Origin of the sequence: Halomonas sp. KM072, from assembly GCF_050710315.1 — a bacterium.
GTDB lineage: Bacteria > Pseudomonadota > Gammaproteobacteria > Pseudomonadales > Halomonadaceae > Vreelandella > Vreelandella hamiltonii.
In genome coordinates, this window is the sequence record NZ_CP136132.1 from 1276228 (window position 1) to 1297682 (window position 21455).

Below are 21455 nucleotides of genomic sequence, written 5' to 3' on the forward strand. Positions count from 1 at the left end.
GGCAGGCGTTCGGGTGAAGCAGAATCAATCGTCGGTGCTGAGCGACGCCTGGTAGGCATCGGCATCCAGCAGGCCTTCCAGGGCCTGACCGTCAACGCGTACCTTCATGATCCAGCCACCTTCGTAAGGGGCTTCATTGACTGTTTCAGGCGCATCTTCCAGCGCTTCATTGACCTCGATCACTTCGCCATCCACCGGCGAGTAGAGATCAGAAGCAGCCTTGACCGATTCGATCACGCCAAACTCTTTGCCCTTGCTGAGGCTCTGACCGACCTCCGGCAGCTCGACGAAGACCACATCGCCGAGCGCTTGTTGGGCGTGGTCGGTAATGCCGACGGTAACGGTACCGTCCTGATGATCCAGTACCCATTCGTGGCTGGCAGCGTAGCGCAAATTAGCTGGAAGATTGCTCATGAAGGTTCCCTTGTTAAACAGTGGAGTGAACGACAGCATACTAGCGTTTGTCGTTCAGCTTGGCGACTGTTGGGCACGGGCTGTCTGGCGTGCCATGAGCGTATGGTACCTTGTTTCCGATTGGAAACAAGTTTCTCTTGAGTGTCAAAATGAGAAAAAAACGCATGTCATTCACGGCATGGCAAGGCAGGCTGGTTTTCCAAAAAAAGAGGCTTTCTCTGCCTTTTGGCGACATGACCATGGATGTACACCAGTAAAATGGTATAAAACATGCCAATCTTGCGTTTTTCCAGCGTGCAGTCAGCGCTATGGTAGGCATGCGTGAGGGTGTTCTTCCGTGAGCGTCATGGGTGGGAGAGCGACAGGACCTTTATAATAAATTTACTAATCCTTCGGTTAAGGAGAGTCGTGTGGAAATGTTGACGAGCCTATTGGGCGCAATTAACGGCGTGGTGTGGGGGCCGTTGATGCTGGTGTTGCTGCTGGGGGTGGGTATCTACCTGCAAATTGGCTTGAAACTGATGCCGATACGCAAGCTCGGCATGGGTTTCAAGCTAATGTGGCAAGGCCGCGATGTAAAACCTGCCGACAAGAGCGCTTCGAAAGCCAGCGATGAAGGCGAGATTTCGCCTTTCAATGCGCTGATGACAGCGCTCTCTGCCACCATTGGCACAGGTAATATTGCCGGTGTCGCGACGGCCATCGCGCTGGGTGGCCCAGGTGCGGTTTTCTGGATGTGGATTACTGCGTTAGTGGGCATGGCGACGAAATTCGCCGAGGCGGTTCTGGCGGTGCGTTACCGTGAAACCGACAGCACCGGTCACCACATTGGTGGGCCGATGTTCTATATCAAGAACGGCCTGGGCAAGAAGTGGCTATGGCTGGGCGGCCTGTTTTCATTCTTTGGTGCCGTGGCTGCCTTTGGCATTGGTAATACCGTGCAGTCAAACTCGGTGGCGGATGCCATGGATGCCACCTTTGGCGTTCCCCATTGGCTGACGGGGGTGATCATCATGGTACTGGCCGGGGCGGTGATTCTTGGTGGTATCAAGCGTATTGCCAAGGTGGCAGGCAAGCTGGTGCCGATCATGGGGATTGCCTATGTCGCCGCTGGGCTGCTGGTACTGATCGTCAATGCCGGACAAATTGGCGAGGCTTTTGGACTGATTTTCTACTATGCCTTCAACCCGATTGCCGCTGCCGGTGGCTTTGCCGGTGCTGCCGTCATGGCGGCCATTCGTTTTGGCGTGGCGCGGGGCATCTTCTCCAACGAAGCGGGCCTCGGTAGTGCGCCCATCGCCCATGCGGCGGCACAGACCCGCAACCCGGTTCGTCAGGGCTTGATCGCCATGCTGGGTACGTTCATCGACACGATCATCGTATGTACCATCACCGCGCTGGTCATTCTGACCTCTACAGTATGGATCGATGGCGAAGCAGGGGCCTCTCTGACCGCGCTCTCCTTCGATGCAGCCTTGCCGGGCTTTGGTAATCAGATCGTCGCCGTGGCGCTGGCCATCTTTGCCTTTACCACCATTCTGGGCTGGTCGTTCTACGGCGAGAAGTGCTGCCAGTTCCTGTTTGGCACGCGCTCCATCATGCTGTACCGCGTGCTGTTCGTCTTGGCCATCCCGCTGGGTGCCATCGCGCAACTGGGCTTCATCTGGCTGATGGCCGATACCTTCAACGCGATGATGGCCATTCCCAACCTGATTGCGCTGGCGCTGCTGTCGCCGGTTGTGTTTAAACTCACTCGGGATTATTTTGCGGGTAAGGACATCCTGCCGGGTGAAGCCCTGGATCACGATAAATAAGCGCCTTTCACAGGCGGGAAGATAAGATCCACCAGAGCCGGGAAGCCTTTAAGGCTTCCCGTTTCTCTTTTGACCATTGAGGAAACCCATGACCGAACTTAAACGTACGCCGCTGCATTCACTGCACACCCAGCTAGGCGCGAAAATGGTGCCCTTTGCGGGCTACGAGATGCCCGTACAGTACCCGTTGGGGGTGAAAAAGGAGCACGAGCATACGCGCCAGCAGTGCGGCCTGTTTGACGTATCGCACATGGGGCAGATTCTGGTGTCCGGCGACGGTGTGGCAGACGCGCTGGAGACGTTGATTCCCGCCGATCTGGTGGGGCTGAAGGTCGGCCAGCAGCGCTATGGCCTGTTTACCGGGACCGAGGGCGGAATCATCGATGACCTGATGGTGGTGAATGCCGGAGATCACTTCTATCTGGTGGTCAATGCGGCCTGCAAGGATCAGGATATTGCTCATCTACGCACCAACCTGGGTTCTACTCACCAGATCGATGTGCTGGATCGAGGTTTGCTGGCGCTGCAAGGGCCCCAGGCGCGTGATGTCATGCAGCGCCTGTGCCCCGCGGCCTGCGACATGACGTTCATGCAACATGGTCGTTTCAGCCTGGCCGGTCACGAGGTGTGGATCAGCCGCAGCGGTTATACCGGAGAGGATGGCTTCGAGATTTCCGTGGCCGCAGAGGCGAGCCAGGCGTTGGCCGAAGCGCTACTCGCCGAACCGGAAGTGGGGGCGATTGGCCTGGGGGCACGGGATTCCCTGCGCCTTGAGGCGGGACTGTGCCTTTACGGTCACGACATGGACATGACCACCACGCCGGTAGAGGCCAGTTTGATCTGGGCCATCGGCAAGCCGCGCCGGCATGGGGGAGAGCGCCCGGCAGGCTTCCCGGGGGCGGATATCATTCTGCATCAGGTGGATGCCAAGGATCATTCCCGCAAGCGGGTCGGTCTGGTGGGGGAAGGGCGTGCCCCTGTGCGTGAGGGCGTCACGCTGGTGGATGAGTCAGGCCAGGAGATCGGTCAGGTAACCTCCGGCGGGTTTGGCCCCAGCGTCGGCAAGCCCGTGGCCATGGGCTACGTGGAACGGCAATGGGAAGCGCCGGGCACGACGGTGTTTGCGCTGGTTCGGGGTAAATCGCTGCCCATGACAGTCACGCCAATGCCTTTCGTGGAACCAGGCTACTATCGAGGGTGAGGTACTTCTGTGCAAGCCCCCAAAAGCGGGGGCTTGCTCGATACCTTCTATCTCGATACCTTCTATCTCGATACCTTCTATCTCAACACCTGTCGCGGGTCGATGGGCTTGCCGCCCTGGCGCAGGTCGAAGAGCAGATCATAGCGCTGCGTTGAGGCGCTTTGGCCAACTTCGCACAGGGCATCGCCAGTGCTGACCTGCTGGCCGACGTTGACCAGCAGCCGCTCGCAAAGCGCATATACGCTTTGCAGGTTGTCTGCATGATGTACGATCACCACCTCACCCAACTGGCGCATGCCATCGGCAAAGCGCACTTCTCCAGGCGCCACGGCCTTGGCCTTGGCACCAGCCTGGGTGGCCAGCAACATCGGTTGCAGCGTGCCACGGCTATCGGCACCAAAGCGCCGCACGACCCGGTAATCTTCCAGCGGCCATGGCCAACGGCGTGCCGAGGCGGGCAGGCTGGCGCTGGGCGTTGCCGCAGGCGTCGCGGGTGCTGCCGATGAGCCGCTCGACCCGCCACTGCTGGCTGCAACGGCTCTGCCACTGCCGCTCAACGGTACGCTGATGATCTGGCCCACCCGCAATGCGGTAGCGGGGGTGCCGGGGTTGGCGCTCTGGATCCTTCCTGTGGTCGTGCCGAAATGGCGTGCAATGCCAGAATAGGTATCACCAGCGCGTACCTGATAGCGGTAAGGTCCGCCTGAGGGCGCACGCTCCTGCTGGGTGGGTATCAACAGCCGTTGGCCGACGTTCAGGCGTCGCGCATCGACGCCCGGATTGAAGCGCTCCAAGCGTTCGATGGGGACATTGGCGCGAGCGGCCAACTGCCCCAAGGTGTCTCCGCGGCCCACTTCGATCCAGCCACCGCTCAACGTGCTGGCGCTGCTGCTTGCCGGGGCGCGTTGGCTGGTTGCGGGGGTCGAGCTGGCACAGCCCGCCAGCAGGCTGACGACCAGGCAAGCGCTCAACCAGTGCCCTAGTCGTGGTCGCTGAGAGTGTCCAGCAACGCGTCTTTTTCCTGCCACAGTGAATTGATCCATGCGTGGAAGCGTTCCTTGTGCTGCGAATCTTCGTGGTAGTTGGCATTTTGCATCCACTCCGGGATATCAATCTGCCTGGCTTCGAGGGTAATCGGGGCTTCTTTTCCACACAGAAAGCCCATGAACGTCGGGGTTGGATTGGTATAGCTGATGGTGACATCAAGGATACCATCCAATTGGTTACCCAGCAGGCTAAGTACTTGCCCGACGCCGCCTGCCTTGGGACGCAACAAGTGACGATAAGGGCTCTGCTGTGCATCACGCTTGAGCGGCGTGAAGCGAGTGCCTTCCACAAAATTGAAAATCGAAATGGGGGCGTGCCGTGCACGGCGGCAAATTCGCTCGGTGGATTCTCTGTCGATCGTGGCCAGCTTTGGGTTTCTGGTAATCTGCTCGCGGGTAAAACGTCGCATGAAAGGAAATTCCAGCGCCCAGAAAGCCAGCCCCACAATCGGAATCCAGATCAGTTGATGCTTGAGAAAAAAACGCGGCATCGGGATGCGATGATGGAGCGCCATGAACAGAATGAAAATATCGGTCCAACTGCGGTGATTGGAAATGACTAGCCACCACTGCTCGGGCGTGAGGTTGTCGGGCACCTGAATGGACACCTGCGGCTTCAACCATAGGCGCATCCACCATAGGTTGACGCCTATCCAGTTCAAGGCCACCGCGCACAGCCCTTTCAGCAACCACTCCTTGGCCTTTCGGCCAGGTGCCATTACTTTGAGCAGCGTCAGAATAATCAGGGGCACACCCCAAACCAGTGTGTTCAGCGTCAGCAGCAAGATGCTGACACCCCCTTTGATAATTGGCATACCGCGGTCCTTGATCTACTGATACTACGCACAAAGCGATACTACGCACAAAGCAACTGCCAAGGCCCCTGATGTGGAAGGCGTGCCAAGACGACTCTACGCATGTGAAGACAAATGCTAATGGAACAAGCGCGAGCTGCCCAGCATAACTTTGCCATGAAGGGCGTTGTCAGTGCCGCGTCAGCCTGGGAGTTTTAACGTTTTCGATGAGGACGTTACGCAGCGCATGAGCCGCGACGGAGAGCTCCTGATGGGTCAAGATGCCCACTCGACAGGCAATGCGGGGCTCGGTCAGTGGCAGGCAGTGGGCACCTAGCTCGTCCATTTGTTGAATACACATGGAGGGCACGGCGCTGACGCCCAGACCCGCAGCGACCATGCGCCCCACGGTCGACAGCTGATGGCTTTCGAAGGCGACGGGCAGTTCGATACCTTGAATAGCTAATTCCTGTTCCAGCAGGCGCCGTACCATGGAAGGGCGTTGTAGGGTGATCACGTCGTGGCGCAGCAGCTCTTGCCAATCCAGGCTTTGCCGATGGGCCAACGGGGAGTCGAGGGGGACGACGGCCACGAACTGATCTTCGAAGAGTGGCGTAAAGCTCAAGCTGCCAGCGCCTTCGGGGGCGAACGCAATGCCCAGCTCGACTTGCCTGGAGCGCACCATGTCCATCACTTCTTCATTGATGACATCGTGCACGGTGACGTTGATCTTGGGATAGCGCTGACGGAACTTGACCAGCGCGCCGGGCAGCAAGTTGCAGGCAAACGACGGCATGGCGGCCACGCTCAGCCGTCCCAGCTGCAGGGTAAAGCGTTGCCGCAAGCGTTCTTCGGTGTTGTCCCACTGGGCCAGCAGGTGCTTGGCCAGCGGAAACAGCGACTCCCCCTCGGGTGTGAGACGAACGCTACGCGTGCTGCGAATCAGCAGCTTGCCGCCCAGTGAGTCTTCGAGCCCTTTGATGGCCAGGCTGAGCGCGGGTTGGGAAAGATGCAGGCGTTCGCATGCCTGAGTAAAGCTGAGTGTTTGGGCCACGGCCAGAAAGGCCCTGAGCTGCTTGACGGTCATGAGAACTCTTTATAAGTTATTAAAATAAATTGATAAGAAAAACAAACTTAACAAATATATCACCAGACACAACACTGACTCTATCGAAGCAACTGCATCCAGCGCGCAGCTTTTGTGCCAGACTGGTCAGCAACCACGTAACCAACAATATCTGATAACGTTTTACCAACCACGTGAGGCAACACAATGGCAGGATTCGACAAGCGTGTATCTTCCTATGAAGAAGCAATGGAAGGCCTGGAAAGCGGCATGACCGTGATTGCAGGTGGCTTTGGCCTGTGTGGCATTCCCGAGAACCTGATTGCCGAAATCAAACGCCGTGCGGTCAATGACCTGACCGTGGTGTCCAACAACTGTGGTGTCGATGGCTTTGGGCTGGGTATCCTCCTCGAAGACCGTCAGATCAGCAAGATCATCGCGTCCTATGTAGGCGAAAACGCATTGTTCGAGCAACAGATGCTGAACAATGAAATCGAAGTGGTGCTGACACCGCAAGGTACGCTGGCAGAGAAGATGCGCGCAGGCGGAGCGGGCATCCCGGCGTTCTTTACAGCCACCGGGTACGGTACGCCGATCGGTGAAGGCAAGGAAGTGCGTGAGTTCGACGGTCGTCACTATATCCTCGAAGAGGCTATCAAGGGTGACTTCGCCATCGTCAAAGGGTGGAAAGCCGATCGTTACGGCAACGTCATGTACCGCCACACCGCCCAGAACTTCAACCCCATGGCCGCTACTGCCGGCAAGATCACCGTCGTAGAAGTAGAGGAGATCGTTGAGCCAGGCGAACTGGAGCCCAGTCAGATCCATACGCCGGGTATTTATGTGGATCGCATCATTCAGGGCACGTTCGAGAAACGTATCGAACAGCGCACCGTGCGCAGCTAATCAACGACAAGAGGTGGCACCATGGCTTTGACACGCGAACAAATGGCACAGCGAGTGGCTCGTGAACTCCAGGACGGGTTCTATGTGAATCTGGGAATCGGCATTCCCACGCTGGTGGCCAACTATATCCCCGACGGCATGGATGTCATGCTGCAGTCGGAAAACGGCTTGCTGGGCATGGGGCGCTTTCCTACCGAGGAAGAAGTCGACCCTGACATGATCAATGCGGGCAAGCAGACCGTGACAGCACGACCTGGCGCGGCCATTTTCTCTTCAGCCGAATCCTTTGCGATGATCCGTGGCGGGCACGTGGATTTGACCGTGCTCGGCGCTTTCGAGGTAGACCAGGAAGGCAATATCGCGTCCTGGATGATTCCGGGAAAGCTCATCAAGGGCATGGGCGGTGCCATGGACCTGGTGGCGGGTGCCGATAACATCATTTGTACCATGACCCACGCTTCCAAGCATGGTGAGTCCAAACTGCTGGAAAAATGCTCGCTGCCGTTGACCGGGGCTGGCTGCATCAATCGAGTGCTGACTGACCTGGCTTACCTTGAAATCAAGGACGGAGCGTTCATTCTCAAGGAGCGTGCGCCCGGCGTCAGCGTCGAGGAGATCGTCGAAAAGACAGCTGGCAAGCTGATCGTTCCCGATCATGTGCCTGAAATGACCTTCGACGCATGACATGAGTGGCGTGGGTCAGTGAGACTCACGCCATTTCGCAGCGGGCATGGAAGGGCAGCAGGATTTCCGCCAGCCGCTTGTGGTCGTCTTCCACATGGCGCTGTGTCAGCGACAGCCCTCCGAGGCAAAGGCGGTGTTCGTCCCCATCGCTGAACACGATTTTTTGTGGCATGGCGGGGTAGAAACGATGATTCAGCAGGCTGGAGACCGAGAAAACCCCGTTTTGCTGGCTATCGAGGGCGTACAGGCCGACATGCTCCAACTGCAGGCCCAGCGAGTCCAGCGAGGCATTCAGCGTGGCGCAATCGAACCCGGCGTGGTGAAGCCGTGGCCCCATTACCGCCAGCCAGGCGGCCAGTGGATGGGCGGTATGCAGCTGTTGGTAGAGCGTCCAGCTGGGCATGGGCCATGGTCGGCCGCGAGACAGCAGATTGTGGCCCTTGCAGTCGGTTGGATGGCTCTGCCGTATCAAGGCGGTGAGTGCTTCTCTGGGAGCTTTGGAGAGCGTGCCCACCTGGAGTTCGGCAAGCACTAGCCAACTGCTGTCATCGTTAGGTGCCAGCAAATGAATCAGGAGCCCTTTGTCTGCCATGGCATAGTGGCCAACGGAACGATAGCCCATCCGTGCCAAGGGTATGCTCAGGGCATTGATGGCAAAAGGCCCGTGGTTGATCGTCACCAGCGTCAGGTATTCGGCGCTGGCGCTGATGGGCCATAGTCGGAGCGCCCCGATATCCGGATGATTATGGATATAGTCCAGCCAAAGCTGTTGTAAAAACTCCTCGCGCTGCATCGCCATTCCTCGCCGCCTGCTGACCTGAGTGAATCGAACACGATCATCGAACGCTCAGTATAGGCAAGCGAGTAGACGCTGTTTCAACGCGGATTAACGGAGGTTTTAACGCCGAAGCGGCGAGGCCGGGCTAAGAAGCCAGCAGCTGCTTGTCGCGGACGAACTGGTCGAACTCGGTGTAACCGCCGATGTGCTGTTGGTCGATGAAGACCTGCGGGACGGTATGAATGGGTTTGCCAGCCGTTTTGGCGATATCTTCCTTGGTGACGCCTTCGGATGGCATGTCGACGTAGCGATAGCCTTCGATCTTGCCGTTGCTTTCCAGGTGTTCGGCAAGATGTTTGGCGCGTACGCAAAAAGGGCAGGACATACGCCCAAAAATAACCACGAACATGGTAATGACTCCGTTGAATAAGGTATGACTTGTGCAGTAGCGCCCATTTTGGCGTAGCCCGGCGTGTTTCGCCAATAGCAGCACACTACGCTATCCATAAAGCCCTACAATGGACGTCACGCGATTCGTGCATTTACAGGAGCACTCTCATGCAAGTCTTGCAGGCCCACGACTATGGCTATCTGGCCGAGTTGGCGACCAGCTACCGAGACGCATCGTTACCGGCGCTGAAAAAGGAGGCCCATTACAACCCGCGATTGAGTGTGGATGCGCTGTGCTTTCAATACAGCGACCTGCGGATCAGCGGCGCCAGCACGCTGGTAGGCGCGCTGATCACCCCGTGTGCATTATGGATGCTGGTGGTGCCCGAACAGGCAATGCTGCCGGCCCCTCTGGAAGAGTCTCACGTGGTCTCCTTGCCATCGGGCCGTTATCGCATGACGCTCAAGCGCTTGCCGAATGGTATCGAGTTCTATCAGCGCTGCATTCTGGATGACCTGAGTGAGCTTGAGAGTCTGCAAGAGGCGTCTCGGCTTGCCCAGCGTATGATGGAGCAGTTGATGTCATCTGCCACTCTCTGAATTTACTTGGCAGAAGGCAGAAGCCCGAGACAGCACCTATAGTTTTAAGTGTTTATATCTTCATTTCAGACACATCGATAAAAGGAAGCCTGCATGTCAGCAGATAAAGCGTCAACGCCCCGTGTTGCAGTCGTCACCGGTACCAGCAGTGGTATCGGTGCCGCTGTGGTCAAGCATTTTTGCGAGCAGGGCCACCAGGTCTTGGCAGTGGATTTCAACGAGGCGGGTCAGGAGGTGGCCGACCAGGCCGGAGCGGCGTTCTACAAGGCCGATTTGACCGACCCGGACGCCTGCCGTGGTGCCATTGCCGACGCCGTGAAGCGCTTTGGTGGCGTGGATATCCTGGTGAACAATGCTGGCATCCAGCACGTCGCGGCCATCGAGTCGTTCCCCGAAGAGAAGTGGCGGCAAATCATCGACCTGATGTTGACCGCGCCTTTCCTGCTGACCCAGGCTGCCTGGCCGCACATGCGTCAGAGGGGGTGGGGGCGGGTCATCAATATCGCTTCTATCCATGCCCAGGTGGCGTCTCCTGGCAAGGCGGCCTACATCAGTGCCAAACATGGCATGATCGGTCTGACCAAGACGGCGGCCCTAGAAGGGGGCGAGCAGGGCATCACGGCCAATGCCATTTGCCCGGCCTACGTCAAGACGCCGCTGGTCGACAATCAGATTGCCGACCAGGCAAAGCTCAATAACATGGATGAGCAGGAAGTGATCGAGAAGATCATGTTGAAAAACGCGGCGGTGAAACGCCTGATCGAGCCTTCCGAAGTGGCCCAGCTAGTCGCTTATCTGGCGTCGGATGCCGCTGGCGCGGTGACCGGTGCCAGCTGGAACATCGACCTGGGCTGGACTGCCCACTAACGGCTAATGGCTAACGGCGTACCGGGCGCTTCTGCAGCTTGCGCTGAAGCGTCCGGCGATGCATGCCAAGGGCTCTTGCCGTAGCCGAAATGTTGCCATCGTGCTCCTGTAGCACTTTCTGGATGTGTTCCCAGGTAATGCGGTTGATCGAGGGCGGGTTGTCGGCCAGCTCCACGTTGGGGTCGGCCTCCGGATGTTCGAAGGCTGCCATGACGTCATCGGCGTCGGCGGGTTTGCACAGGTAGTTGATGGCTCCCAGCTTGATGGCTTCGACGGCGGTGGCAATGCTGGAGTACCCGGTCAGTACAACGATACGGCAACCCGGCACGGTATTGAGCAGCTCGGGCAGCAGTTTGAGCCCCGAGCTGTGCTCGAGCTTCAAATCCAGCGTGGCCATGGTGGGCAGGAACTGCGCGGCGGTCGCCATGGCCTGGTCGGCGTCATGGGCTACCATCACGTCGAAGCCACGGCGCGTCAGCGCGCGGCTCAGTACGTGACAGAACATTTCATCATCATCCACGATCAACAGGCGCTGGTCTTGGTTCTGCATGGCATCCTCGATGGTCTGACTTGGCACTGATGGCAGGCTAGCCCGGTGCGGAGCAGCGTGGCAGCGTCACTTCCGTCAGTGTTCCCCCTTCCGGGTGATTATACAGGCTTACACCACCACCAAACCGATTGATCGTGGCGTGAGTCAGGAAAAGCCCGATGCCCATCCCCTTGCTCTTGGTCGATACGAAGGTATCACCCAGCTGGTCGGCTATCGACATCGCAATGCCGGGGCCATGGTCGCGGATATCGATCACGACGCTCTCGTCCTGCCAATCCAGGCGAATGGCGATGTGCTCGGGGTTGGCATCGGCGGCGTTGTTGAGCAGGTTGGTGAGGGCCTGGTCGAGGGTGGCATCTACCGCAATCCATGGTCGTCCCCGCCGCTCGGCCACGTCGAAATGGTGGTTGACGTCAGGACGGATCACCAGCCAGCGTTGGACCACGCCTGCCAGCCATACTTCGGCGTCGAGGATCTCCGGCTCGGCCATGCGCCGCCGGTCGGCGTTGTTGACCAGATGCTGCAGCCGCGATTTGCAGATGTCCACCTGCTGGCGCAGAAGCGCGATGTCATCGGCAAGCGCCGACTCCTGGGCTGTGTCAGCCTGCATCTCTTTCAGCAGCACGGCCATGGTCGACAGCGGAGTACCCAGCTCATGGGCCGTGCCGGCGGCCTGGGTGGCCACTGCCAGCACCTGCTCGTTGCGCAGTGCGGCTTCCCGGGTGCGCGATAGCGCTTTGTCTCGGCTGCGTAGGGCATGAGCCATCTTGTAGATAAAAAAGGTCACGAGCCCTGCCGACAGGCCAAAGTTGAGCCACATGCCCAGTACATGCAGGCTTAAAGGGCCGTCACTGCTGATATGCCCCAGCTGCGGTATGGGGTGGTAGAAAAACATCAGGAAGGTGTAGCCGCCCATGGCACAGGCGGCAATGATCCAGGCGTGTCGCCACGGCAGTGTGGCAGCGGCAATGGTCACCGGCACCAGGTAGTAGGTGATGAAAGGGTTGGTAGACCCCCCGGAAAAATAGAACAGCAGCGTCAGCCCGGTGATATCTGCCAGCAGGTGGGCCAGATACTCGATATGGGTGACCGCTCTGGGGCGGCCCAGCCGCCACCAGGTGGCAATGTTCAGCATGCCCATGGCGATGACTACGCTGACCACCGCTGTGACCGGCAGATTGAACGCCAGCAGTTCGATGCCGACGATGATCGCCATCAGAAAGCCCGTCCAGGTGATCCCCCGGACGATGGTCAGCCGGACCAGGTTGCGGTTGGGCGTGGAGAGCGGCAGGGGCAGAGCGGTAGCCATGGACGATTACTTGTTCGATGTCTTGACGCTATGAATCACGAACTTGATGAATAGCGTCATGACGAAGGTTAACCAACCCGCTGATGCCAGCAGGTTGAACAGCAGTATTTTGGGTGGCAGCCAGGCAGTGCCCAACAGCGTTTCCAGCAGGATATGGAAAAACATGGCCAGCAACAGGGGCAGGGCCAATGTGTGCATCCACATGTCGGTGCGCCGCTTGCGAATGTGGTAGCGCATCAGCAGATAGCGCAGCGGTCGGTGTGCCCAACTGAACAGCAGCAGTGCGCCCACCACGAACAACATGGCCAGCGTAGGCTCGGTACTCTGCTGATACATGGAAATGGAGATCGACCAGGCAAGGCCCAGCCACACCAACCCCTCTATGCTGGCAATGACATCCGCATAGCGTCGTACGTTCTGCATAAACAACAGCATCCTTGATCTTACAACGTGGCGTCATGATACGACACTTGGCTGGGCCTGTGGGGGTCGTGTGCAGATTTATCCCACGGGGCGATTGGGTATACTGTGCAGCCGTGACACCCCTCTTTCACTTTCAAGACAGGACTTGCCGTGGACGCTATCACGATCACTCGCCCCGACGATTGGCACCTTCACCTTCGCGACGACGAGGCGCTGAATGCGGTGGTAGGCCATACCGCAGCCCAGATGGGGCGGGCCATCATCATGCCCAACCTCAAGCCGCCGGTGACGACGACCGAGCAGGCCATGGCCTATCGTGAACGTATCCTGGCGGCCTTGCCGGAAGGTAGCGCGTTCGAGCCGCTGATGGTGTTGTACCTCACCGACACAACGCCCGCAGAAGAGATCGAACGTGCTGTCGCCAGCGGTGTGGTCAAAGCGGTCAAGCTCTATCCGGCGGGGGCAACGACCAACTCGGCTTCCGGCGTCACCGATATCGCTCATTGCGACGCAGCCATTGCCACCATGGCGCGGCTGGGAATGCCGCTGCTGGTGCATGGCGAAGTGACCGACCATGACATCGACATCTTCGATCGTGAAGCCGTGTTCATCGAGCGCGTCATGAAACCTCTGTTGGCTCGTCACCCGACGTTGAAGGTCGTGTTCGAACACATCACGACGCAGCAAGCCGCTGAATTCGTCGCTGACGCGTCGGACAATGTCGCAGCGACCATCACCGCTCACCACCTGTTGTTCAATCGTAACCAGATGCTGGCCGGTGGTATTCGTCCTCACTACTACTGCCTGCCAATCCTGAAGCGTGAGCAGCATCGTCAGGCGCTGTTGAAAGCGGCCACCAGCGGCAGTGCGAAATTCTTTCTGGGAACCGACAGCGCTCCTCACGCCAAGGGCGACAAGGAATCAAGCTGCGGCTGCGCCGGCGCCTATACGGCACCTGCCGCTATCGAGCTTTACGCGATGGCGTTCGAGTCGGTTGGGGCACTGGACAAGCTGGAGGCATTCGCCAGCCTGAACGGGCCGCGTTTTTATGGGCTGGCGCCCAATGCCGATACGGTTACTCTGGTGCGCCGGGAGTGGCAGCTGCCGGAAAGCTACCCTTATGCTGCAGGGCAGACCATCGTGCCTTTGCAGGCGGGTGAAACCCTGGCGTGGCAAATGGAGGGGTAAGAGGTGAACCCCCATCGCCTGGCGGCGATGGGGTTTTCAGAGTCATTCGCTGGCCAGCTTCGACAGCATCTGATTGACCATGCGTGAAGAGTGGTCGGCGGCCACTTCCAGAAACTGCTCGAAGGATAGGTGGTTGTCACCGCTGCCCGGGATATCGGACAGAGCGCGAATCACCACGAAGGGGCAGCCATACAGATGACAGGTCTGGGCAATGGCGGCACCTTCCATCTCGACCGCCAGCATGGTGGGGAACTGGGCGCGGGTCTTGGCTACCCGCTCCGGGTCGGCCATGAACGAATCGCCGGTGGCAACCATGCCTTCTTTCACTGTCACTTCGCCGAGGGCGGCAATGGCGCTGCGTGCCACGCTGCGCAGGTGTTCACTGGCCTGGTAGGCCTCGGGCATGCCGGGCACCTGTCCCAGGGCATAGCCAAAGACCGTGGCATCCACGTCATGGTGGCGCACTTCATCCGAAATGATCACGTCGCCAATGGCCAAGTCCGTGGCAAAACCGCCTGCAGACCCGGTGTTGATGATGGCCTCTGGCTGGTAGCGCTCCAGCAGAATGGCGGTACCGACGGCGGCGTTCACCTTGCCGATGCCGGATTGGAGAATGACGACTTCCAGCCCATGTAATGTGCCGGTGTGAAATACGAAGCCTGCGTGCTCGGCACGCTCAGCATCCGCCAGTTGGCTGGCCAGGATGTTCACTTCTTGCGCCATGGCGCCGATGATACCAATACGTTGCACCGTGATGTTCTCCGCAGGTCAATGAGGCAGGGAGCTGCCAGTGTCTAGAGCGTGTCCGGGTTCAGCGCTGCTGGTCGTGGCGTTCAGCGGCTTCCAGCGTGTTTTCGAGCAGAGTGGCCACCGTCATGGGGCCAACGCCGCCAGGCACGGGAGTGATGTGGCTGGCGCGCTCGGCTGCCGCGCTAAAGTCCACGTCGCCGACCAGGCTGCCATCCTCTTGGCGGTTGATGCCCACATCGATGACCACCGCGCCGGGTTTGATCCACTCACCCTTCACGATGCCGGGTTTGCCCACGGCGACGACCACCAGGTCTGCACGGCTGACGTGACTTGCCAGGTCGCGTGTGAAGCGGTGGCAGACCGTTGTCGTACAGCCTGCCAGCATCAGCTCCAGGGCCATGGGGCGGCCCACGATGTTTGATGCGCCAACGATCGTGGCGTCCATGCCGCGCACGGCAATGCCGCTTTGTGCCAGCATGGTCATGATGCCTTTGGGCGTGCAGGGGCGCAGGGAGGGCAGCCGTTGCGCCAAGCGTCCCAGGTTGTAGGGGTGGAAACCATCTACGTCCTTGTCGGGACGGATGCGCTCCAGGATGGGCCTGGCATCGAGGTGTGCCGGTAGCGGTAGCTGTACCAGAATGCCATCGACGCTGGGGTCGGCGTTGAGTTCGTCTACCAAGGCTTCCAGGGCAGATTGCGTAGTATCGGCGGGCAGGGCATGTTGAAACGAAAGAATGCCTGCCTGCTCACAGGCGCGGTGCTTGTTGTTGACATAGACATGTGAGGCAGGGTCCTCGCCGACCACGACCACGGCTAGTCCGGGTGCACGCACACCTTCCTGCTGACGCGCCTGGATTCGGGCGGCAACGCGTTGACGGACATGCGCGGCGATGGCTTTGCCATCGATGAGTTGGGCGGTCATGTAGTGAGATCCCTATTGAAGATGGAGAAGCTAATAAAGGATACGGCTCGGTAACCGAGCAATTCGGCTGCGCAATTTTCGCATGGCAGGGCGGTCAGGCAAAGCATCTATCGAATCAAACACTTTATGTGTTGACATTAGAATCAGAAATAGTAATATATGCCTCGCTTGAGACGGGACACGCAGCAGCGGTCAAGGCAAGTATCGGGATGTAGCGCAGTCTGGTAGCGCGCCTGCTTTGGGAGCAGGATGTCGGGGGTTCGAATCCCTCCATCCCGACCATTTACTTGAAGCCGATTACTTGAAGTCAAAAGTAACACTGCCTTCCAAGCTTTGGTTGTGGTCAAGTGCTCATCGGTATCTCTGGATACATTATGTGCGCCTATAGCTCAACCGGATAGAGCAACGGCCTTCTAAGCCGTAGGTTGCGGGTTCGAGTCCTGCTGGGCGTGCCATCAAGAAGACGGTCTCGTTTTTTCCAGTCGGTATTATCAAGCATTTGTTTTGTCATGGTGGATGTAGCTCAGTGGTAGAGCCCCGGATTGTGGCTCCGGTGGTCGTGGGTTCGATCCCCATCATCCACCCCATCGACAAGACGTTCTGCAGTACCCAGGTTGTGGTGGATGTAGCTCAGTGGTAGAGCCCCGGATTGTGGCTCCGGTGGTCGTGGGTTCGATCCCCATCATCCACCCCATTAACCTGATTGTCTCTCCCTCGAAGTTCTACTCTCATACCAACTCCTTTATGTCTTTTGCCAATTCTCTATGGTCAAGCTGTACGTGATCATCTTGGCATGACTTTGATGTTATTCCCTTCTGCACGTGTTATTTCCGTTGGCTTGCCCAGCAGATAGCCTTGTGCATAGTCGATGCCCAGTGTGCGCAATTTATCCAGGGTCTCTTGCGTCTCCACGAATTCAGCGACCGTTTCGATATGCAGCGCTTTGCCTACCGCATGAATCGCTTCGACCATTGCGCAGTCGATGGGGTCGTGGTGCAGGTTGCGGATGAAGCGGCCATCGATCTTGAGATAGTCGACCGATAGCTGTTTGAGGTAGCCAAACGACGAGAGTCCCGTACCGAAATCATCCAGAGCGAATTGGCAGCCCAACGATTTCAGTGTCTGAATCAGCTCGCTGACTTTCGAGAGCTGGGCGATGGCGGCGCTTTCGGTAATTTCGAAGCACAAGCTGCCTTCAGGCAGCTTGGCGGCACGTACCTGCCGAATCAAGTCGTTGCAGAAATCGCTATCGGATAACGAGTCGCCGGACAGGTTGATGCCCCAGTGGCCAATGGCGTCGGGCTCCGCGCTGCGATAGCGGTCGCTCAGCCAGGCGAGCGTGTTGCGAATGACCCAGCGGTCGATACGTGGCATGAAGTGATAGCGTTGTGCCGCGGGTAAAAAGCTTCCGGGGGCAATCAACTGGCCATGCTCTTCCAGGCGTATCAAAATCTCCTGATAGCCTTTGTTTCGCGTGCATACCGGGTGAACCGGTTGCGCGAACAGACGGAAAGTGTCGTTATCCAGTGCATTTTGCAAGCGCTGTACCCACTGCAGCTCTCCGTGCCTCTCCAGCAGCAGGCGGTCGTCGGGCTGGTAGCAGTGAATCCGGTTGCGGCCTGCCTCCTTGGCGCTATAGCAGGCGGCATCGGCTGCGTGGAGTGTTTCCGCCAGACGCCGAGGTTGCGTCGGAGTAATGGCAACGAGCCCGATACTGACACCGATGCCGAAGGTGTGCTCTTGCCAGGCAAAGCGAAACTGCTCGATGTCGCTGCGCAGCGCTTCGCAAATCAATTTGGCTTTTTCCAGGGGGCAGTCGGGCAGCAGCAGCGCAAACTCGTCGCCTCCCAAGCGTGCCACGGTATCGCTGTTGCGGACATGCGCTTTCAGCTTGCGAGCCACCTGCCGGAGCAGTTCGTCACCCGCCTGATGACCACAGGTATCATTGACGATCTTGAATTGGTCGAGATCCAGGTAGCATAGGGCATGGTCGCTTTCCGTCTGTGTCAGCAGCTTGGCAAGGAGGGCCTCGAAGGCGCGTCGATTGACAAGCTCGGTCAGGTTGTCGTGGGACGCTTGATAGCTGAGTTGTGCGGAGAGCTTGCGCGTCAGGCTGACATCCTGAAAGACCACGACGGCACCCAGAGTAATGCCGCTGCGCGAGCGAATAGGCGAGGCGCTGTGCTGGATGGGGTAGCGCTTTCCATTGCGGTTCAGCAGCATGCCGGGGTCGGTGTATTGCAGTGGGCGGTGCTGGGTCAGGACATGACGGGCCGGATTGTTGATTGGTTCGTCGCTATGTTCGTCACGCAGCTGATAGATACGGTGAATCGGTTTGTTCAGGGCTTCGCTGGCGTCCCAGCCGGTCAAGCGCTGCGCTTCGCTGTTCATGAAGGTAATGTTGCCACTGGCATCGCAGGTGATCACTCCGTCGCCAATGGAGGCGAGCGTGGTGCGGGCAAGGTCGCGCTCTCGATTCAGCTGCTCTTGCAGCAGTTTTCGCTCGGTGATGTCCCGCACCATGCCTGAACGTTCCGAGTGTGACCCCGCAGCCCCCTCGCTGACCTGGATTTCGAGATAGCGCACTTGCTGGTCTTCGGTGCGTCGCTTGATTTCCAGACGTGTGCCGGGGGGCAATGGCCGATGAGGAAGCAGCGTGGTAATGGGTTGCCCGACGAGCTGCTGTGCCTGAACGCCGAACAGTGCTTCAGCGCCGGGGTTGAGGCTGGTGAGCGTGCCATCTGCCTGCCAGGTCAAGACGCCGTCACGCAAATTACGCAGCATGACTCGGGTATGGCCTACGGCGCGCTCAAGCGCGGCGGATACTCGATTGTAGCTGGCAGCGATTTCCCCTACCTCGGTAAACGGGTCGGCGTCGATGCGCTGGCGCATGTCCCCCTGGCGCTCATGCTGGCGCATGTGTTCCAGAAGTTGATGCAGTTCGTTCCGGGCGCCGTGTTCTGCCAGGTTGAGCCCCATTTTCTCTGCCTCCGGTGAAACCCGCAGAGGCATGATGCGCTTGCTCGCTTGCAGCAGGAGCCAGGCGACGCCAAAGCTCCATGCGCCGCACACGATCACGCCCATGAGCTGAACATGAAACTGCTCCCAGCGGCTCAGCGAGGTTCCCAGCGCCTCCAGGTTAGCCACCCAGGGCAGTGCCAGCGTGCCCCAGATGCCGGTGACCAAGTGGGCGGGAATGGCGCCTACGGCATCATCGATGCGTTTTTTGAGCAGCCACTCACTGGCCGCCACCATCAGCACGCCGCTAATGCTGCCCAGCATGAAGGCCGCGTGCAGCGACAGGGCATGAGCGCCTGCCGTGACTGCGACAAGGCCGGCAATGGCACCGTTGATGGCATACATCACATCGGCATAGCGGCGAATGCGCCAGCCCATCAGCATGGACGACAGAATGCCGCCAGCCGCCCCCAGCAGCGTGTTGGCGATGATGCCGGGAATGGCGCTATTCATGGCCAGGGTGCTGCCGCCATTGAAGCCAAACCAGCCCAGAATCATGAACAGTGCGCCCAGCATGGCCAGCGGCAGGTTGCCCGCCGGGAACGGGTTGGCATGAACGCCATCGCGAAAGCGCCCGGTGCGGGGGCCGATCACCAGGACGGCGGCCAGGGCCACCCAGCCGCCCACGCTATGCACTACCGTTGCTCCGGCAAAGTCGACGAATCCACGAGCGGCCAGCCAGCCAGGCGTGCCACCGAGTAAGCCTCCCCACGCCCAGTGGCCAAACACTGGGTAGATCAATAGTGCTATCCAGAAGGCTGTCCATAGGTAGCCCAGGAAAGGCATGCGCTCCGCCACTGCGCCCGCCACGATAGTGGCTGCGGTGGCGCAGAACATGGCTTGAAAGATGAACACGGTCATCAGCCAGGCGTTGCTGGCCTCCATTTCCCAGCCGAATAACGACAGTCCTAGCCAACCCCCCTGTGAAACACCGAACATCATGCCAAAGCCGATCAGCCAGAAAACCGTCACCGAAACCGCGAAGTCGGCCAGGTTTTTCATGGCGACGTTGATGGCGTTCTTGGTACGGGTAGTGCCGGCTTCCAGGCACAGAAAGCCTGCCTGCATGACGAACACCATGGCGGCGGCCCAAAGGACCCATAAAGTGTCGAGAAGCCTTGTTTCCAGCATCACTGTCATCTGCTTCTCCTTGTCGCTGCATGGTGCGGCGTATGCGCTAATTTGGTGCTTTGTCGGAAGGTGAAGGAATCACCGTCGAGTGACGAGGCAGGCAGCCCCGTCAGCGTGACGAGCCCTTCAAGCACTGCTAACGTGAATGAAGCAATTGTCGTGCCGTGGCTAGTGGACTCATCCTTATTTTTTATTTCTACGTTAATAAAAACTGAAATGACGATTTAAAACAGTATTTATGACTGTGTAATTGCTGTTTGATTGGTGATATTTTTCAATATGTTGCGGCACTGCCAGGACGGGCTGGTAGTGGCATCATCTTTCAATGAGGAGTGCATCAAAATGGCGCGTCAAACAGTGGTTTTAGGGGCAGGGATGGTCGGCGTCAGTATCGCCTGGCAACTGCAAAAGCGCGGTTTTCAGGTCACCTTGATCGATCGCCGCCAGCCTGGTCGTGAAACCTCGTTCGGTAACGCGGGCATCATCCAGCGTGAGGCGGTACGGCCGTATCCGTTTCCTCGCGATATGAAAACCATTTTGAGCGTGCTGCCCAACCGTCGTGTCGATATTCGCTATCGGCCCACCGGCATGGTCAAGGCGGCCTCTCCGCTGCTCAGTTATTGGCATCATTCGTCGTCGCGGCTCTACAAGAAGATCGTCCCGGAGTACGCGTCGCTGATTCAGCTGTGCCTCGACGCCCACGCGCCGATGATCGAAGCGGCAGGTGCCGATGCGTTGGTACGTCGTGAGGGCTGGCTGGAGATATATCGAACGCCCGAAAAGCTGGCCAAGCGTGTCAAGGAAGCTGAAGAGGCCCGCGATCTCTATGGTGTGCAGTTTGCGGTGCTCGACCGCCAGGGGATTGCCGAAAAAGAGCCCCAACTGGGAGAGCAGATCATCGGGGCCATCCATTGGCTGGACCCCTGGACCGTTGCTGATCCCGGTGGTCTGGTAGCGGCCTACGCCGAGTCGTTCGTGGCTTTGGGTGGCCAGCTGGTACAGGCGGACATCACCAACGTCAGCCAGCAGGGGGCGCAATGGCAGGTGAGCACCGCCACCGACACTTTCACGGCAGATGACGTAGTGATGGCGCTAGGGCCCTGGGCGGGAGAATGGATGAAGCCGCTGGGCTACCACTTCCCGACATTCGTCAAGCGTGGCTACCATATGCACTACGCCACACAGCCCGATACCAAGCTGCATTACTGGCTGATGGATGCGGAAGTCGGTTATCTTCTGGCCCCCATGAATGCAGGCGTGCGGCTGACCACGGGAGCGGAGCTGGATCGTCTGGAATCGCCTGCCGACGAAGAGCAGCTAGGGGCTGCAGAAAGCGTGGCGCGAACCATTTTTCCGCTGGCCGAACGCAAGGACGAACGTGCCTGGAAGGGCGCGCGTCCTTGCCTGCCGGACATGAAGCCGGTAATTGGCCCTGCACCACGCCATCCTGGCCTGTGGCTGGCGTTCGGGCATGGTCACCAGGGCTTTACGCTGGGGCCTGCTACTGGCCAGCTGCTGGCCGACATGATGGAAGATAAACCGACAGCCATCGATATGGCGCCGTTCCGCGCGGACCGCTTCTAGATGTCAGGTCGCTTTCCGGT

20 protein-coding genes and 4 tRNA genes are annotated in these 21455 nt (G+C 58.8%); 12 read left to right on the forward strand and 12 right to left on the reverse strand.

The genetic code is table 11. The annotated features are described in order from the left end of the window. Positions 1 to 24: 24 nt before the first annotated feature. Entirely contained in the window at positions 25 to 414 is a 390-nt protein-coding gene (gcvH, locus tag RVM26_RS05970) for a glycine cleavage system protein GcvH (protein WP_039178059.1), read from the reverse strand. A gap of 410 nt (positions 415 to 824) precedes the next feature. Between gcvH and RVM26_RS05975 the strand changes: the two genes are divergently transcribed. Together RVM26_RS05975 and gcvT are read left to right on the forward strand one after the other, a co-directional pair. After that, complete coding sequence (locus RVM26_RS05975) at positions 825 to 2228, forward strand: alanine/glycine:cation symporter family protein (protein ID WP_039178057.1); 1404 nt, start codon at positions 825 to 827, stop codon at positions 2226 to 2228. An 88-nt stretch (positions 2229 to 2316) separates the two neighbouring features. Further along, the gene (gene gcvT, locus RVM26_RS05980; protein WP_498941401.1) at positions 2317 to 3429 is read left to right on the forward strand and encodes a glycine cleavage system aminomethyltransferase GcvT; all 1113 of its coding nucleotides are present in this window, start codon (positions 2317 to 2319) and stop codon (positions 3427 to 3429) included. Between the two features lie 77 nt (positions 3430 to 3506). On the opposite strand, the gene RVM26_RS05985 is transcribed toward gcvT, so the two are convergent. The 3 genes from RVM26_RS05985 to RVM26_RS05995 form a co-directional block, all read right to left on the reverse strand. Further along, complete coding sequence (locus tag RVM26_RS05985; RefSeq protein WP_287808572.1) at positions 3507 to 4289, reverse strand: LysM peptidoglycan-binding domain-containing protein; 783 nt, start codon at positions 4287 to 4289, stop codon at positions 3507 to 3509. 119 nt (positions 4290 to 4408) lie between these two features. Beyond that, positions 4409 to 5290, reverse strand: coding sequence for an acyltransferase (gene yihG / locus RVM26_RS05990; RefSeq protein ID WP_498941402.1), 882 nt, complete (start codon positions 5288 to 5290; stop codon positions 4409 to 4411). Between the two features lie 169 nt (positions 5291 to 5459). Beyond that, entirely contained in the window at positions 5460 to 6356 is an 897-nt protein-coding gene (locus RVM26_RS05995; protein WP_287808560.1) for a LysR family transcriptional regulator, read from the reverse strand. 186 nt (positions 6357 to 6542) lie between these two features. Here RVM26_RS05995 and RVM26_RS06000 point away from each other — a divergent pair, with 186 nt between their 5' ends. Beyond that, positions 6543 to 7241, forward strand: coding sequence for a CoA transferase subunit A (locus RVM26_RS06000; protein ID WP_039178046.1), 699 nt, complete (start codon positions 6543 to 6545; stop codon positions 7239 to 7241). Positions 7242 to 7262: 21 nt separating this feature from the next. Beyond that, on the forward strand, positions 7263 to 7925 hold the full coding sequence (locus RVM26_RS06005; RefSeq protein WP_039178044.1) for a CoA transferase subunit B: 663 nt from the start codon (positions 7263 to 7265) through the stop codon (positions 7923 to 7925). A gap of 25 nt (positions 7926 to 7950) precedes the next feature. Here the strand turns inward: RVM26_RS06005 and RVM26_RS06010 are convergent, their stop codons facing one another. Both RVM26_RS06010 and RVM26_RS06015 read right to left on the reverse strand, forming a co-directional pair. Then, positions 7951 to 8718 carry a VOC family protein gene (locus RVM26_RS06010; protein WP_096923023.1) on the reverse strand — a complete coding sequence of 256 codons (768 nt, stop codon included), beginning with the start codon at positions 8716 to 8718 and terminating at the stop codon, positions 7951 to 7953. Between the two features lie 130 nt (positions 8719 to 8848). After that, positions 8849 to 9112, reverse strand: a complete 264-nt coding sequence (locus RVM26_RS06015; RefSeq protein ID WP_039178039.1) for a GrxA family glutaredoxin — start codon at positions 9110 to 9112, stop codon at positions 8849 to 8851. A 149-nt stretch (positions 9113 to 9261) separates the two neighbouring features. Here RVM26_RS06015 and hybE point away from each other — a divergent pair, with 149 nt between their 5' ends. Together hybE and RVM26_RS06025 are read left to right on the forward strand one after the other, a co-directional pair. Further along, positions 9262 to 9693, forward strand: coding sequence for a [NiFe]-hydrogenase assembly chaperone HybE (gene hybE, locus RVM26_RS06020; RefSeq protein ID WP_498941403.1), 432 nt, complete (start codon positions 9262 to 9264; stop codon positions 9691 to 9693). Positions 9694 to 9786: 93 nt separating this feature from the next. After that, positions 9787 to 10560 carry a 3-hydroxybutyrate dehydrogenase gene (locus tag RVM26_RS06025; protein WP_189463032.1) on the forward strand — a complete coding sequence of 258 codons (774 nt, stop codon included), beginning with the start codon at positions 9787 to 9789 and terminating at the stop codon, positions 10558 to 10560. A gap of 10 nt (positions 10561 to 10570) precedes the next feature. On the opposite strand, the gene RVM26_RS06030 is transcribed toward RVM26_RS06025, so the two are convergent. From RVM26_RS06030 to RVM26_RS06040, 3 genes are read right to left on the reverse strand one after another with little or no spacing between them, the layout of a single operon-like run. Continuing rightward, positions 10571 to 11110, reverse strand: coding sequence for a response regulator transcription factor (locus RVM26_RS06030; protein WP_189463033.1), 540 nt, complete (start codon positions 11108 to 11110; stop codon positions 10571 to 10573). A gap of 37 nt (positions 11111 to 11147) precedes the next feature. Next, positions 11148 to 12419, reverse strand: coding sequence for an ATP-binding protein (locus RVM26_RS06035; protein ID WP_287808565.1), 1272 nt, complete (start codon positions 12417 to 12419; stop codon positions 11148 to 11150). Positions 12420 to 12425: 6 nt separating this feature from the next. Beyond that, entirely contained in the window at positions 12426 to 12842 is a 417-nt protein-coding gene (locus RVM26_RS06040) for a hypothetical protein (protein ID WP_189463035.1), read from the reverse strand. A gap of 150 nt (positions 12843 to 12992) precedes the next feature. Between RVM26_RS06040 and pyrC the strand changes: the two genes are divergently transcribed. Next, complete coding sequence (gene pyrC / locus RVM26_RS06045) at positions 12993 to 14030, forward strand: dihydroorotase (RefSeq protein WP_039178028.1); 1038 nt, start codon at positions 12993 to 12995, stop codon at positions 14028 to 14030. A gap of 42 nt (positions 14031 to 14072) precedes the next feature. On the opposite strand, the gene mtnN is transcribed toward pyrC, so the two are convergent. Continuing rightward, positions 14073 to 14780 carry a 5'-methylthioadenosine/S-adenosylhomocysteine nucleosidase gene (gene mtnN, locus RVM26_RS06050; protein ID WP_287808569.1) on the reverse strand — a complete coding sequence of 236 codons (708 nt, stop codon included), beginning with the start codon at positions 14778 to 14780 and terminating at the stop codon, positions 14073 to 14075. Between the two features lie 61 nt (positions 14781 to 14841). Beyond that, the gene (gene folD / locus RVM26_RS06055; protein ID WP_096923019.1) at positions 14842 to 15702 is read right to left on the reverse strand and encodes a bifunctional methylenetetrahydrofolate dehydrogenase/methenyltetrahydrofolate cyclohydrolase FolD; all 861 of its coding nucleotides are present in this window, start codon (positions 15700 to 15702) and stop codon (positions 14842 to 14844) included. 205 nt (positions 15703 to 15907) lie between these two features. Between folD and RVM26_RS06060 the strand changes: the two genes are divergently transcribed. The 4 genes from RVM26_RS06060 (at position 15908) to RVM26_RS06075 (ending at position 16396) form a co-directional block, all read left to right on the forward strand. Next, positions 15908 to 15984, forward strand: a tRNA-Pro gene (locus tag RVM26_RS06060). Between the two features lie 96 nt (positions 15985 to 16080). Continuing rightward, positions 16081 to 16157: transfer RNA gene (locus RVM26_RS06065), tRNA-Arg, on the forward strand. Between the two features lie 57 nt (positions 16158 to 16214). Further along, positions 16215 to 16289 (forward strand) — tRNA-His (locus RVM26_RS06070). A 32-nt stretch (positions 16290 to 16321) separates the two neighbouring features. Further along, positions 16322 to 16396 (forward strand) — tRNA-His (locus tag RVM26_RS06075). An 89-nt stretch (positions 16397 to 16485) separates the two neighbouring features. On the opposite strand, the gene amt is transcribed toward RVM26_RS06075, so the two are convergent. Next, the gene (amt, locus tag RVM26_RS06080; RefSeq protein WP_498941404.1) at positions 16486 to 19860 is read right to left on the reverse strand and encodes an ammonium transporter; all 3375 of its coding nucleotides are present in this window, start codon (positions 19858 to 19860) and stop codon (positions 16486 to 16488) included. A gap of 333 nt (positions 19861 to 20193) precedes the next feature. Between amt and RVM26_RS06085 the strand changes: the two genes are divergently transcribed. Then, complete coding sequence (locus tag RVM26_RS06085; RefSeq protein WP_498941405.1) at positions 20194 to 21435, forward strand: NAD(P)/FAD-dependent oxidoreductase; 1242 nt, start codon at positions 20194 to 20196, stop codon at positions 21433 to 21435. Positions 21436 to 21455 lie beyond the last annotated feature (20 nt).

Bases quoted from the DNA above. Each gene is read 5' to 3' on its own strand.
- amt (WP_498941404.1), bottom strand. From the start codon at position 19,860: ATGACAGTGATGCTGGAAACAAGGCTTCTCGACACTTTATGGGTCCTT.
- hybE (WP_498941403.1), top strand. From the start codon at position 9,262: ATGCAAGTCTTGCAGGCCCACGACTATGGCTATCTGGCCGAGTTGGCG.
- RVM26_RS06030 (WP_189463033.1), bottom strand. From the start codon at position 11,110: ATGCAGAACCAAGACCAGCGCCTGTTGATCGTGGATGATGATGAAATG.
- yihG (WP_498941402.1), bottom strand. From the start codon at position 5,290: ATGCCAATTATCAAAGGGGGTGTCAGCATCTTGCTGCTGACGCTGAAC.
- RVM26_RS06005 (WP_039178044.1), top strand. From the start codon at position 7,263: ATGGCTTTGACACGCGAACAAATGGCACAGCGAGTGGCTCGTGAACTC.
- folD (WP_096923019.1), bottom strand. From the start codon at position 15,702: ATGACCGCCCAACTCATCGATGGCAAAGCCATCGCCGCGCATGTCCGT.
- RVM26_RS06015 (WP_039178039.1), bottom strand. From the start codon at position 9,112: ATGTTCGTGGTTATTTTTGGGCGTATGTCCTGCCCTTTTTGCGTACGC.
- RVM26_RS06025 (WP_189463032.1), top strand. From the start codon at position 9,787: ATGTCAGCAGATAAAGCGTCAACGCCCCGTGTTGCAGTCGTCACCGGT.
- RVM26_RS06000 (WP_039178046.1), top strand. From the start codon at position 6,543: ATGGCAGGATTCGACAAGCGTGTATCTTCCTATGAAGAAGCAATGGAA.
- RVM26_RS06085 (WP_498941405.1), top strand. From the start codon at position 20,194: ATGGCGCGTCAAACAGTGGTTTTAGGGGCAGGGATGGTCGGCGTCAGT.
- gcvH (WP_039178059.1), bottom strand. From the start codon at position 414: ATGAGCAATCTTCCAGCTAATTTGCGCTACGCTGCCAGCCACGAATGG.
- gcvT (WP_498941401.1), top strand. From the start codon at position 2,317: ATGACCGAACTTAAACGTACGCCGCTGCATTCACTGCACACCCAGCTA.
- RVM26_RS05995 (WP_287808560.1), bottom strand. From the start codon at position 6,356: ATGACCGTCAAGCAGCTCAGGGCCTTTCTGGCCGTGGCCCAAACACTC.
- RVM26_RS06010 (WP_096923023.1), bottom strand. From the start codon at position 8,718: ATGCAGCGCGAGGAGTTTTTACAACAGCTTTGGCTGGACTATATCCAT.
- RVM26_RS06035 (WP_287808565.1), bottom strand. From the start codon at position 12,419: ATGGCTACCGCTCTGCCCCTGCCGCTCTCCACGCCCAACCGCAACCTG.
- RVM26_RS06040 (WP_189463035.1), bottom strand. From the start codon at position 12,842: ATGCAGAACGTACGACGCTATGCGGATGTCATTGCCAGCATAGAGGGG.